Here is a 12,445-nt window from a genome sequence, read left to right as displayed (position 1 = left end):
CCTACAAGGTCGTCGGCGACCAGGATGGAAACGTGCGGGTTGAGGTGAGGGGAAAGCAGTATACCCCCCAGGAAATCTCAGCGTTCGTACTCCAAAAGCTCAGGAAGTCAGCCGAGGCTTATTTGGGCCAGACTATAGACGACGCGGTTATAACGGTGCCGGCCTATTTTAACGACTCGCAGCGACAGGCGACAAAAGACGCGGGCAGAATAGCGGGGCTCAACGTGCTCCGTATTATCAATGAACCAACGGCCTCAGCCCTCGCATACGGCCTCGACAAGAAGAAGGATGAGACGATCGCCGTGTACGATTTCGGAGGCGGTACGTTCGATATTTCAATCCTTGAAGTAGGCGATAACGTGGTTGAAGTAAAATCGACGAACGGCGATACGCACCTCGGCGGAGATGACATCGACCAGGTGGTCATCGATTGGATAGTCAGCGAATTCAGAAAAGACCAGGGCATCGACCTTTCGAAGGATAGAATGGCGCTCCAGAGGCTCAAAGAGGCCGCAGAGAGGGCAAAGATAGAGCTCTCTGCAACCGTAGAAACGGAAATCAATCTCCCCTTCGTAACGGCAGACGCTTCAGGCCCGAAACATCTGAACATGAAGCTGAGAAGGGCCGAGTTGGAAAAGCTGGCCGACAGCATTCTTGAGAGGTCTGTGGAACCCTGTAAGAGAGCCCTCGACGACGCGAAATTGACTCCAAACAAGATAGACGAAGTGGTGCTCGTAGGCGGGTCAACGAGGATACCCAAGGTCCAGGAGATCGTCAAGAACTTCTTCGGCAAGGAACCACACAGGGGAGTAAACCCCGATGAGGTCGTGGCCCTTGGCGCTGCTGTACAGGCAGGTGTTCTCGCCGGCGAGGTAAAGGACGTACTCCTGCTCGATGTCACGCCGCTTTCTCTCGGCATTGAAACGCTCGGCGGGGTTATGACAAAGATCATCGAGCGAAATACGACCATCCCGACCAAAAAGAGCCAGATATTCACCACCGCTGAAGACAGCCAGACAAGCGTTGAGATCCACGTGCTCCAGGGGGAAAGGGAAATGGCACGGGACAACAGGACGCTCGGCAAGTTCCATCTCATCGGGCTTCCTCCGGCGCCGAGAGGCGTCCCCCAGATCGAGGTTACCTTCGATATCGATGCAAACGGCATACTCCACGTGGCTGCAAAAGACCAGGCAACTGGAAAAGAACAGAGTATCCGGATCACCGCGTCCACGGGTTTGAGTGAAGAAGATATCCAGAAGATGGTGAAGGACTCTGAGCTTCACTCGGAAGAGGACAAAAAGAGGAAACAGGAAATAGAGGTCAGGAACCAACTCGATAATATCGTCTACACCACAGAGAAGACGTTGAATGAGAATAAAGACAAACTTCCCGCCGAGGATATACGCGCCATCGAAGATGCCCTGACATCCGCGAAGGATGCACTGAAAGGATCGGACGTTGATCGTATCAGGAAGGCAGCGGATGACCTTACTAAAGCCTCGCATAAGCTTGCTGAGATGCTCTATAAGAAATCATCTCAGGCCGGGCCGCAAGGCCCACAGGGACCGGGCCAGGATGGGGGTGGTCCCCAGGGTCAAGGTCCGCAGGCGTCTCAGCGAAGGGACGACGACGTGGTCGACGCAGAATTTGAAGATGTGAAGCGATAGGGGGATCGATGGTAATCGGATTTAAGAACGACAAAAGTATTAAAGACAGAATGTTTATCCCGGCGGAGCTTCCCATACTGCCGCTCCGAGGGACAGTAGCGTATCCCGATCTTGTTATGCCGCTCATCGTCGGCAGGGAAAAATCGATCCGCCTGATCGATGAGGCCATGAATGACGACAAGATGATCGCGATCATCACGCAGAAGAACCCCGATATTGAAGATCCGGATGCTGAAGACCTCTACACCGTGGGAACGGTGGCCACGATCATGAAGATGGTGAAAATGGTCGACGGAAGCCAGCGGGTGGTGATACAGGGCGTTTGCCGGTGCAAGATCATGGATTTCACCCAGAAAGCACCTAATCTGAAAGGAAGCATACTACCGATTTTTGAGGATTATCAGAAAGACATCGAGATAGACGCCATGTATCTCAACCTGAAGAACCTCTATCGCAAGGCCATCGAGATGGCGCCGTACCTTTCTTCCGAGCTTGCGCAGATCGCAGCCAAGGTGGAGAACCCGGGCAATCTGGCCGACCTCATCGCGTCCACAATAAATATTGCCGTGACGGAAAAACAAGAGATCCTCGAGAAGATCGACCTGAAAGAGAGATTGAAAAAGATCACCATATACCTCAATAGAGAAGTGGAAACCCTGGAGCTCTCGAGCAAAATCCAGTCCCACGTCAAGGAAGGCATCGACAAAACGCAACGGGAATACTATTTGAGGGAACAGCTTAAGGCCATTCAGAAGGAGTTGGGCGAGACAGACGACAGGATGACCGAGCTCGAAGATCTGCGCAAGAAGATCATGGAAGCGAAGATGCCTGAAGATGTCCAGAAGGTGGCTGAAAAAGAGCTGGACAGACTTTCGAAGATGAGCACCATGTCGGCTGAATACACGGTGTCTAGGACGTATTTGGATTGGCTCACGGACATCCCGTGGTCTAAGGCCACCGAAGACAATCTGAATATTGACGGGGCCAATGTTATCCTCAACGAAGACCACTATGACCTCGAAAAGGTGAAAAAGAGAATTCTCGAATATCTTGCCGTCAGAAAACTGAAAGCCGATATGAAAGGTCCTATCCTTTGTTTTGTGGGGCCTCCCGGTGTGGGCAAGACCTCGCTCGGCAAATCGATCGCCAGGGCGCTCGGAAGAAAGTTTGTCAGAATATCGCTGGGCGGTATCCGTGATGAAGCCGAGATCAGGGGACACAGAAGGACCTACGTGGGCGCTCTGCCGGGAAGGATCATTCAGGGGGTGAAGAAGGCGGGGTCGAATAACCCTATCTTCATGCTCGATGAGGTAGACAAGGTGGGGATGGATTTTCGCGGTGACCCCTCGAGTGCACTCCTTGAGGTCCTCGACCCTGAACAGAACTTCTCCTTCAGTGATCATTATCTGGAGGTGCCCTTCGACCTCTCCAAGGTCATGTTTATTGCCACAGCGAATATGCTCGATCCTATTCCGCCGGCATTGAAGGACAGGATGGAGGTCCTGGAGCTGCCCGGTTATACGGAAGAGGAGAAGCTCATGATAGCCCGTCAGTTCCTCATCCCCAAAGAACGCTCTGAACACGGTTTGACGGAAGATCACATTGCATTTGAAGATGAAGCCCTTCGGGTCATTGTGCGCTCTTATACGCGGGAGTCAGGTGTGAGAAATCTGGAGCGGGAAATAGCCGCTGTGTGCAGGGCTGTGGCAAAGGACGTGGCGCAGGATAAGACGGAAAAACAGACGGTAACGGCCGAGAGTATCCACGGATATCTTGGTCCTATCAAGCATTTTTCTGAGGTCGCCGAGCGGACGAAATACTCGGGTGTGGCCACGGGTCTTGCCTGGACGCCCACGGGCGGCGATATCCTCTTCATCGAATCAACGAAGATGAGGGGCAAAGGAGGCCTGTCTCTTACGGGCCAGCTTGGCGATGTGATGAAAGAGTCCGCGCAGGCGGCCTTGAGCTATATCCGGAGCAAAGCGGGCGACTACGATATCCCCGAGGACTTCTTCGAGAAGAACGACCTTCACGTGCATGTGCCGCAGGGGGCAATTCCCAAAGACGGACCTTCGGCGGGCGTCACCATGCTCGTCTCACTCGTGTCCCTTATCACCGATAAGCCGGTGCGCAACGATATTGCCATGACAGGCGAGATAACGCTTCGGGGACTTGTGCTGCCCGTGGGCGGCATCAAACAGAAGGTTCTCGCTGCGAAACGGGCGGGCATCAAGAATATTATCCTGCCCAAGCTCAACGAGAAGGACCTCGAGGAAGTGCCTGAAAGTATCAAGGAGAACATGGAGTTTATGTTTATCGAAAAGATGGACGAAGCGATCAAAATCAGCCTGACCACTCATTGAAACACTAGCGCCGGATGCGGCCTTCCAGCTGAAATGTCAATGGGGTGAGCTTAAAGCTCACCCCATTTTTATCCCTCGATTTCCCGTTTGCATGAATAGAATCAGGGAGCGAGTTGAACCTGATCGCCGAAGGCTTGCTTAAGCGCCTGTGCCAGGTTATCCGCCGCTTCCTGGGATTCAAACTCAACCATGAGCTCGCCGCCGTCCCCGACCACAAGACGGCCGTACCGCTTTACGACCTCTGCCACCTCCGCGGGCTCTGTGGTCCACCAGCCGCGCGTCCGCTTCAAAAGCTCTTCCCCTTTAAATTTCTGTGGTGTCACCAGGTCGATGGAGCGGAACCACGCATCCCAGCCGACTTGAGCGGGTGCGCGCATCACCGGTGTTACGGGATCATGGTAGATTCTGCACCGGCCGAACAATCTGAGCCGGATCATGAGAGCACCTGTTTTACGAAAAGCTGCATCTTCCTGTTGTCAGGTATGGCATCGGAGGGCGCCTCTATGCCACTCGTTAAGAGCGTGTGATGAAGACAGTGGAGATAGAGCAGGGCGGCATCCTCTTCGTTCTCGATGATACCTTTGCGCATGGCCGTGATCCACGTTTTTTCAAAAAGCCCGAGGGTCACCTCGCGTAAGTTGCGTAACCTTTCGTCTAAAGGTTCTACGCCAATTCTCGCGAGGAGCGTCTTCTGCGCTATCTCCATGCGCGCAAAAACGCGACGCATGTATTGGACTTGGGGGTCATGGCCGAAGGCGTCCCTGTCACTCATCATATCCACAATATAATCGACGAGCCTCATTTATGTCAATGCGAAAAGGCTTCTTAGACGGGCGTTCCGGAATATTCTCTTTACAAAGAAAGCCATTTTGCATTAATGTAATAAGCATGAAAACAGGCAAGCCCCGATGGTGGATTCTCTCTTTAGGCTGTGCTCTCTCGCTTGCTTTTTTCAGTCTCATGGCGGGTAGAGTCGCTGCCCAGGACATGTTTTTGCTCACCTTCGGCAACGGTAAGACTGAGGTAAAGCTTTATGCGGACTATTTCTGCGGCCCCTGCAGCAATATGGAGCCAAAGATCGAGTATCTTGTAGGTGACCTGGTCAGACGCCATATCATAACAGTGACCTTCATCGATGCCCCTTTCCACAAATATTCAGCCCTCTATGCCAAGTATTTCTTCTATATCTTGAACGAAAAGAAGGAGATCGGTCACGCGCTCAAGGCGCGGGATGCGCTCTTCGAAGCAGCGAAGGACTCTATCTATGAAGAGCAGGACCTGGGGGCGTTTCTTCAGCGAAAGGGATTCAAATTCAAGCCCTTTGATGTCAAAGCCACAGGCGAAATTCTTCAAGGCTACTTGAGGGAAGACCAGGTCGGCTCGACCCCCACGTGCGTGATTATCAGAGGAAAGGACAAGGAAACCGCCGTAGGTTCCGATGACATCGTGCGCGCGCTTACGCGGCTGAGGTAACATTCGCAGGAGGCCTCATGAAACTCGATCCTCAAGAAGAGAAAGAAAAAGAAGTGCTCGAACAATCGAGGGTCATCGCTATGGTCGGCCTTTCTCCAGACACGGAAAAGGCAAGCAACAGAGTGGCAAACTATCTTCTTGCGCACGGCTACAGTGTGATTCCGGTGAACCCCGGCTACGAGGAGATACTGGGGCGCAAATCGTACAAAACCCTATCAGAGATACCTGAGAAGGTCGACGTGGTCGATATCTTTATGCGGTCGGAAAAAGTACTGCCCTACGTGGAGCAAGCCGTAAAGTTAAAGCCCAGGGCTATCTGGCTGCAACTCGGCATCATCAACGACGAGGCGAAGAGGCTTGCTGAAGATGCGGGTATCACCTTTTTCATGAACGTCTGTATGAAGCAGGAACACGAGAAGATATTCGGCAGCAACAAATGATGGATTACCTCTTTGAATCTGGCGCACCCGCCGCGATTTGAACGCCAGACCTTTGGGTCCGGAGATGATTAACGGGCATAAGAGAGCGTTTCTGCCAACCGGGCATAATCATTAACAATCCATTACATTTCAAAGAATCGAGAAATATAGACGCATCGGTGCACGCCCGTAGTGAGCGGGATTTCCTCTTCACCCTTACGCAAGTTTGCAAACAGCATTCGGTGATTTCATAACATGAGAACTAAGTTTTGCCATAATGCCATGATGGGATATCCCAATGGATGTGGGAAGGGGGGGTGGCCAACATACTCATTGAGGGGCAGCGTGTTATCAAGCAGTATGGCAGAGGGGCATTATAAAGGCGCAGCAATTCAGGGGACAGCTCAAAAATAACTTGACAGCCCTGTAAAGATATTTTATAGCTATTGAGTGGGTGCTTTCGTGGGATTACGTGACCCGGTGACTATAACATGTTTCAGGTCATCCTTTCCGGATAGGTCTGGCAGTATGGTTTAATAGAAGATGTGCCAGACTGACAAATCGAGAGAAACTACAAGGAGAGCACTATGAGACAAACCGAAGAACAGGTGTTCCGGACGGCGGATAGACGCTTCAACAGGTTTCTCAGAAGAAAGTTCCTCCCGTTACCCTTGCTCATTTGCCTCGGCGGATCGTTCTTCTTGCTCTTATCTATGACAGCCTTGTGCTTAGCCCAGGGCGCATCAACAGGTGTAAAGAAACAACAGCCGAGATATGGCGGTGTTTTAAGAATCGGCACGGCGATCGATGCGAATGTCCTGGGTTATCCACCCGGGATGCTCACAACGCAGGATTTCGTTACGTCCAAGACTTGCATCGAAAGCCTGGGACGCTATGACAGCACTGGCCAAATGCACCCGTGGCTGGCGGAAAGTTGGACCCCGAATGCAAAGGCAAAAACCGTCACACTCAAACTCAGAAAGGGCATCAAGTTCCACGATGGCACGAGCTTCAATGCTTCTGCATGTAAATGGAACCTGGAGAAATTTATCAACGCCAAGCGAGCGGAGCTTTCTCAGGTCAAGTCTATCGATATTATCGATGACTACACCCTAAGGATTAACCTTGCCGATTGGGACAATACCGTGAACGTGGGTGTAGGCTATTTTGCCGGTCCGCAGATATCGCCCACGGCATGGCAGAAAGCCGGAACCACCGACAAGGAACGCGACGATTGGGTCACCAATAACCCCATAGGCACCGGCCCCTTCCAGTTTGTGAGCCGACAGCGAGATATTAAACAGGTATATAAAAAATTCGACGGTTATTGGCAGAAGGGCAAACCGTATCTTGACGGCATAGAGTGGAACTTTATAGCAGACCCGATGGTGTTGCAGGCCGCGTTCAAAACCAAAGAACTCGACATTTTGTGGAATATTCCACCCCTCGCGGCGAAAGATTTGAGGGCCTCCGGAGCGGATATAATCGAGTTGAGGACGGGACTAGGCCTACAGATGATAGGTGTTATGCCCAATAGCGCGCTCACCGGTTCGCCCTTTGCAAATTTGAAATTGCGACAGGCCATAAGTTGCGCCATCGACAGGAAGGCGATCGTCGATACCGTGTATTATGGATTCGCGGTGGCCACCCAGCAGTGGGGAGTGCCGAACGGTTTCTGGGCAAACCCCAATTATAAGGGCTATCCCTACGACCCAGCCAGAGCGAAACAGCTTGTAACTGAGGCCGGCTATCCCACGGGTGTCAAAACCACACTGCTGGTCCTCAACGTGCCGGAAATGGTAACGGCGGCAACAGCCATCCAGGGCATGCTGGCGAAGGCGGGTATTAATGTTGAACTTGATGTGGCAGACAATGCCAGATACCGCCGGCTCACTTCTGAGACGCACTTTGAAGGTCTCTGTTATTCCACTCACAGGGCAGATTCCGATTTGGCGATAGTCATGCCCCGACAGATCGGCGCTAACGGCCCTATCCTCGCCAAGAACATTATTCACCCGGAGAAGATTGAGAAGTTGCTCGTTGACGCTAAAAAAGCGCCGGACCAAAAAAGCAAAAGGGCGGAAATCTGGAAGCTACAGCAGACCGTGTTCGGAGAGTACAATATCTTCACTCCCATGTTCGTCATTTCAGGCCTTGCGGCCAAACAGCCGCATGTGCGTGACGATAGCTTAATGACTGTCGAGTATACCCAATGGACCCCGGAGGACGCCTGGATGGCAAAATAGGGCCTTCGTGACCATAAAGATGGCGCTTCGCACAGTTAGTGGCTGTCTCACTGTTACGGGATCACAAACATCCTGAGCGGGTACACGGCACTCAACTTGACCGACGAAAAAGGCGGCAAAAAACCCGCCATTGAGTTTCATTGAAGAACGCGAGGGTGCACCAACGGTACTGGCCCTCATGATAAGGAGAAACGATGATGGAACAAAACGACGTAATTTACGAAAAGAAAGGGCCGCTTGCATACTTTACCTTCAACCGCCCCGATCATATGAATGCAATGAGCCAGGAAGTAATGGATGCCCTGGAGGAAGCCGTCAAGGACTATACGGCTGACGAGAATCTGCTCTGCGGCATCTTAAGCGGGGCAGGCGGAAATTTTTCTGCCGGCGGCGATCTGAAACAGCGTGTAAAAAGGCTTCACCAAAGTTATGGTATTTTCCCGGCCTATCGGGCAATGGAAAATTGTCCCAAGCCGCTTATCGCGGCTATTGACGGATATTGCCTTGCGTCGGGGTTTAACTGCGCCGTCATGTTCTGTGACTTCCGTATCTGCACGGAACGGGCTATATTTGGCGTGCCCGTGGTTAAACGGGGCCTTGCGGCGCGGTATCCGAATACCTTTACCTACCAGATGAGCCTCGGAAACGTTCTTTACATGATGCTGACCGGTAAACATCTTAACGCCGAAGAGGCGCTCCGTATGGGACTTGTAAGCGAGGTGGTTCCGCACGAGCAACTCATGCAGCGGGTGACGGAGCTTGCCACGATGGTTGCTGAAGGAGCACCGAAACATGTCCAGGCCTATAAGCAGTATTTCAAGAGGTTTGTTGAGTCCCCGGGTTCTTTTGGCCAGAGCCTTGTGGATATGATTTTTCCTCGTCTTCTTGCGTCACGCGACCGGACCGAAGGAATAGATGCCTTCATCGAAAAGCGAAAGCCGACCTTTGAGGGTAAATAAACGTACGGTCTAATACGCGGAAAACTTGGCGCGCCCGCCGCGATTTGAACGCGGGACCTTTGGCTCCGGAGGCCAACGCTCTATCCAGCTGAGCTACGGGCGCGTGCGATGCCAACAGAAAACCTTTTCCTTACGTCGACAATAAATATAGCACATCACCAACACATACGAAAAACAAAATTTTGCAGGAAAGAGGCACTCATTCCTGTTTCGTCGTCTTAAGCACGTCTTCCATCCTTTGCCGGTAACCTGTTTAGTACTATCGACTTGACGAAGTGAGCCCTTAAGCCTTATATTAAAGAGGTATACTTTGTACATGAGGAGTAGTTATGCCTATTTATGAATACCAGTGTTCCGGATGCGGAAAGAGATTTGAGATATTTCAAAAGATCAGCGAGAAACCCCTTACCGAATGCAGGGTGTGCAAAGGAAAACTGACGAAGCTCATATCGAACTGCGCGTTCCATCTGAAAGGAAGCGGCTGGTATGTGACGGACTACAAAAAACCGACTGATTCAGTCGGCAACAAGAATGGCGCCAAAGCTAAGGAGAAGAAATCCGAGCACAAAGAAACAAAACAGGAGACGGCGGAAGCCAAGACCGAGGCCAAGACAGAGAATAAGGGCGCAGCATCGACCGGAGGAGAAACATGAAGACAGGCGATAAAGTAAAATTTACATTCGCAAAGAAAGAGATGGAAGGGACCATCCAGAGAATTTTCCCGAAGACCGTTTATCTCAAGGCAGATTTTCCCAAAGAAAAGGGGAAGACTGTTATCCGTAAAATCAAAGATATAAAGTAGTAAGCGAGACGAGTCACGTCCCGCAGCGCGCGTCTGGCTGAGCACGACGTTTACCCAAAGACGTGCCGGGACGTAAGCGCGAGTCGAGGCGACCTTCCTCACCGGCTGAAATGCATCAGTGCTTCGAGGGCGCCGCCGCCTATGGCCCGCGCCTTGTCGGAGATAGTTTGGTAGTAGGAGGAGTCCGCCCCGGGTTCGATGTCTCCCACCTTCTCATTCGCTTGCACCTTAATCTCATCGACGAGGCCGCGGAGAATGCCGCTGATCGAGGCAAGAACCGGCGTATCGTCCACGTAGAGCACTACCTCACCTTTTGCGACCGGGCTACCGATGTTCTTACCCGCGTGGATAATTATACCGGAGTGGGGGGAACGCAACACACGCTCATGGGTGAAGCCGCCGACCTGGCCTGGTATGCCGGTATACGACTCTGCCGCGCCCGCATAAATGACCCGACCCAGGTTATGACCTCTGTTACTTTCCACCACCGCATGAACGTCGGCGGGCGCGACGAATCCAGGACCCACGCCAATAACAAGTGGGGCTTCATCCCTTCTCGTCCCGAGACTTCTCTTGGCCATAATTGCATCTATAACCACATCCGGTTTGAGTGTGGTTGTGGCGCGCCACTGCGGATCCACGAGAACCGCGATCGATTCTTCCGCCCAGATCCCCGGGGTTTCCTGCAGATCCTTTATCAGGACGGCTCTTATACCTTCCACCGTGGCTTCCAGGTTTCGCACCGACGCGCAGAAGGCCACGGTTCTTCTCACTGCAAGCGGTTCGGGGATTTCTAACATGACAATTTTGCGAATGTTCGCCTGATAGAGGCGACAGGCTATGCCGGTTGCCATCTCACCGGCGCCCTTGATGATAACCCGGAGCCCTCTCATTTCCCATCTCCATTCGCTTGCTTCACGTGCTCAAAGACAATTTCAACTCAATAACAATCGCTTGACCAGGGTCTTTGCGATTTGGATTTTGTACGCATTCTGTGTGAGAGGCAGGGCGTCCTTCAAAGCAATTTTACCCGCGTCCTCAGCCGTGTGCTCATCAAGGCGCCGGCCTTTCAAAAAATCTTCCGCCGCCTTTGCACGAAGGGGCGTTGGCGCCACGGCCCCCAACACGAGGCGGAGATCTTTACAGACCCCATTATGAATGGTCATGACTGACGCTACGCTCACGACCGCAAAATCGATGGGTTTTCTTAACGTGAATTTCTCGTATCTCTGCGTCGCTCGCGGTGAGGGCCTGGGAATCTGAATCTCCTTTATGATCTCGTCAGGGTCAAGAATGGTCGAACTCGTCGCATTGGCGTTGAAGAAGAGCTCAGACGCCACTTTTCGCTTTGTGGTGATGACAGTTGCGTTAAGCGCGATCAAGGCCATGGCGAGATCTGAGGGCGCTACAGCAAGACAGCCGCAGTTAAAGCATCGCTCGGCCTCTTTGGCGGCTTCCTCTATCGTGATACCAGCCACATCTTCCACGTTGATGGTTTTCATGCGCTCCGATACAGACAATTCGCGGGCCCTTGCACGCGGAATTTCCTGCAACAGAGAATTGTTGAATTCGGCTTTCATGGCTTCTTGCGTCGGAGATATGTCGTTGCCTGAAAGCGAGACCTCAATGCCCCTTGCCGCGTCTCGAGCCGACGCCACGGCCTGAATGACCGTGGTAGCCCCGGATACCACGTCGCCTCCGGCAAAGACCCCTTTGATGCCCGTCGCCGAACTATTCGGATCGACTGAGACCGTACCTTTTTGCGTGTAGGTAAGCCCGTGCGCGGCAAGGGATTGATCGACTCCCTGACCGATGGCGATCACAATGCTATCCGATTGAAGGGCGAGCGCGGTGCACGTGGCATCGTACTGGGGATTGAAAGAGCCGTCAAGCTCACGCACCGAGACACATTTCATGGTGTCAAGACCCACGGCCTTACCGTTTTGAACGAGTATTTCCTTTATTCCGAGAGAGTCGTGAATGATAATCCCTTCCTCCTCCGCCTGAGCAATTTCGCTATCGAGGGCCAGCATCCTGTCTTTTGACGTCATGTCCCGGCATTCCAGGCAGACGAGATGGACTTCGATAGAACCGGACCTTTTTGCCGTCCTGGCCGCATCGATGGCAACGCTGCCACCGCCTATGACAATGACCTTATTACCCAGAACAACCTGTTCTCCTCTATTGATTTTGCCGAGGTAATCGAGAGCGTACGTTACGCCCGGCGCTTCTTCTCCAGGGACCCCTAACTTGAATGCGTTCCAGGTGCCTGACGCGAGAAAGATCGCGTCGAATGTGCTTGCGAGCTCTGTGAGCGACACATCCCTGCCTAGCGCGGTTTGAACCTTAAAGGTGATGCCCATGTGTTCCAGGGCTTTTATCTGTTTTCTTACAACGTCCTTTGGCAGACGGAATGGGGGAATGCTGTATCGAAGCATGCCACCCGCTTCAGGGAACTTTTCGTACACCGTGACGGCATGTCCTGATCTCCTGAGATAGAAGGCAGCGGCAAGTCC

12 protein-coding genes and 1 tRNA gene are annotated in these 12,445 nt (G+C 52.5%); 8 read left to right on the top strand and 5 right to left on the bottom strand.

The window, feature by feature from the left end:
• Together dnaK and lon are read left to right on the top strand one after the other, a co-directional pair.
• The coding region (gene dnaK / locus VMT62_07655) for a molecular chaperone DnaK (GenBank protein ID HVN96286.1) at positions 1-1,667 on the top strand (1,667 nt) is incomplete at its 5' end.
• Between the two features lie 8 nt (positions 1,668-1,675).
• Entirely contained in the window at positions 1,676-4,030 is a 2,355-nt protein-coding gene (lon, locus tag VMT62_07650; protein HVN96285.1) for an endopeptidase La, read from the top strand.
• Positions 4,031-4,131: 101 nt separating this feature from the next.
• On the opposite strand, the gene VMT62_07645 is transcribed toward lon, so the two are convergent.
• Positions 4,132-4,467 (bottom strand): hypothetical protein, encoded by a 336-nt coding sequence (locus tag VMT62_07645; protein HVN96284.1) that lies wholly within the window; start codon positions 4,465-4,467, stop codon positions 4,132-4,134.
• A complete protein-coding gene (locus tag VMT62_07640) occupies positions 4,464-4,832 on the bottom strand; it encodes a hypothetical protein (GenBank protein HVN96283.1) in 369 nt (122 codons plus the stop codon). The genes VMT62_07645 and VMT62_07640 overlap by 4 nt, the downstream gene beginning before the upstream one ends.
• Positions 4,833-4,918: 86 nt before the next feature.
• Between VMT62_07640 and VMT62_07635 the strand changes: the two genes are divergently transcribed.
• The 4 genes from VMT62_07635 to VMT62_07620 all read left to right on the top strand — a co-directional run bounded on the left by VMT62_07635 (position 4,919) and on the right by VMT62_07620 (position 9,127).
• On the top strand, positions 4,919-5,503 hold the full coding sequence (locus VMT62_07635; protein HVN96282.1) for a thioredoxin domain-containing protein: 585 nt from the start codon (positions 4,919-4,921) through the stop codon (positions 5,501-5,503).
• Between the two features lie 17 nt (positions 5,504-5,520).
• A complete protein-coding gene (locus VMT62_07630) occupies positions 5,521-5,943 on the top strand; it encodes a CoA-binding protein (protein HVN96281.1) in 423 nt (140 codons plus the stop codon).
• A 566-nt stretch (positions 5,944-6,509) separates the two neighbouring features.
• Positions 6,510-8,168: an ABC transporter substrate-binding protein gene (locus tag VMT62_07625; protein HVN96280.1), complete on the top strand. Its 1,659-nt coding sequence runs from the start codon at positions 6,510-6,512 to the stop codon at positions 8,166-8,168.
• Positions 8,169-8,362: 194 nt separating this feature from the next.
• Positions 8,363-9,127 (top strand): enoyl-CoA hydratase/isomerase family protein, encoded by a 765-nt coding sequence (locus VMT62_07620; protein ID HVN96279.1) that lies wholly within the window; start codon positions 8,363-8,365, stop codon positions 9,125-9,127.
• Between the two features lie 26 nt (positions 9,128-9,153).
• Here VMT62_07620 and VMT62_07615 read toward each other — a convergent pair.
• A tRNA-Arg gene (locus tag VMT62_07615) sits at positions 9,154-9,230 on the bottom strand.
• A gap of 226 nt (positions 9,231-9,456) precedes the next feature.
• On the opposite strand from VMT62_07615, the gene VMT62_07610 reads away from it, so the two are divergent.
• Together VMT62_07610 and VMT62_07605 are read left to right on the top strand one after the other, a co-directional pair.
• Positions 9,457-9,780: a zinc ribbon domain-containing protein gene (locus VMT62_07610; GenBank protein HVN96278.1), complete on the top strand. Its 324-nt coding sequence runs from the start codon at positions 9,457-9,459 to the stop codon at positions 9,778-9,780.
• Complete coding sequence (locus VMT62_07605) at positions 9,777-9,929, top strand: hypothetical protein (GenBank protein HVN96277.1); 153 nt, start codon at positions 9,777-9,779, stop codon at positions 9,927-9,929. Before VMT62_07610 ends, VMT62_07605 begins: the two co-directional genes overlap by 4 nt.
• 98 nt (positions 9,930-10,027) lie before the next feature.
• Here the strand turns inward: VMT62_07605 and yqeB are convergent, their stop codons facing one another.
• Positions 10,028-10,822, bottom strand: a complete 795-nt coding sequence (gene yqeB / locus VMT62_07600; protein ID HVN96276.1) for a selenium-dependent molybdenum cofactor biosynthesis protein YqeB — start codon at positions 10,820-10,822, stop codon at positions 10,028-10,030.
• A 42-nt stretch (positions 10,823-10,864) separates the two neighbouring features.
• On the bottom strand, positions 10,865-12,445 hold a 1,581-nt coding region (locus VMT62_07595; GenBank protein ID HVN96275.1), incomplete at its 5' end, for an FAD-dependent oxidoreductase.

Source organism: Syntrophorhabdaceae bacterium (assembly GCA_035541755.1).
Classification (GTDB): Bacteria; Desulfobacterota; Syntrophorhabdia; order Syntrophorhabdales; family Syntrophorhabdaceae; genus PNOF01.
This window is presented reverse-complemented; position numbering and strand designations above follow the sequence as displayed.

Coding starts and splice junctions, on each gene's coding strand:
- VMT62_07625 (HVN96280.1), top strand. CDS start 6,510: ATGAGACAAACCGAAGAACAGGTGTTCCGGACGGCGGATAGACGCTTC.
- VMT62_07635 (HVN96282.1), top strand. CDS start 4,919: ATGAAAACAGGCAAGCCCCGATGGTGGATTCTCTCTTTAGGCTGTGCT.
- VMT62_07630 (HVN96281.1), top strand. CDS start 5,521: ATGAAACTCGATCCTCAAGAAGAGAAAGAAAAAGAAGTGCTCGAACAA.
- lon (HVN96285.1), top strand. CDS start 1,676: ATGGTAATCGGATTTAAGAACGACAAAAGTATTAAAGACAGAATGTTT.
- VMT62_07645 (HVN96284.1), bottom strand. CDS start 4,467: ATGATCCGGCTCAGATTGTTCGGCCGGTGCAGAATCTACCATGATCCC.
- VMT62_07605 (HVN96277.1), top strand. CDS start 9,777: ATGAAGACAGGCGATAAAGTAAAATTTACATTCGCAAAGAAAGAGATG.
- yqeB (HVN96276.1), bottom strand. CDS start 10,822: ATGAGAGGGCTCCGGGTTATCATCAAGGGCGCCGGTGAGATGGCAACC.
- VMT62_07640 (HVN96283.1), bottom strand. CDS start 4,832: ATGAGGCTCGTCGATTATATTGTGGATATGATGAGTGACAGGGACGCC.
- VMT62_07610 (HVN96278.1), top strand. CDS start 9,457: ATGCCTATTTATGAATACCAGTGTTCCGGATGCGGAAAGAGATTTGAG.
- VMT62_07620 (HVN96279.1), top strand. CDS start 8,363: ATGATGGAACAAAACGACGTAATTTACGAAAAGAAAGGGCCGCTTGCA.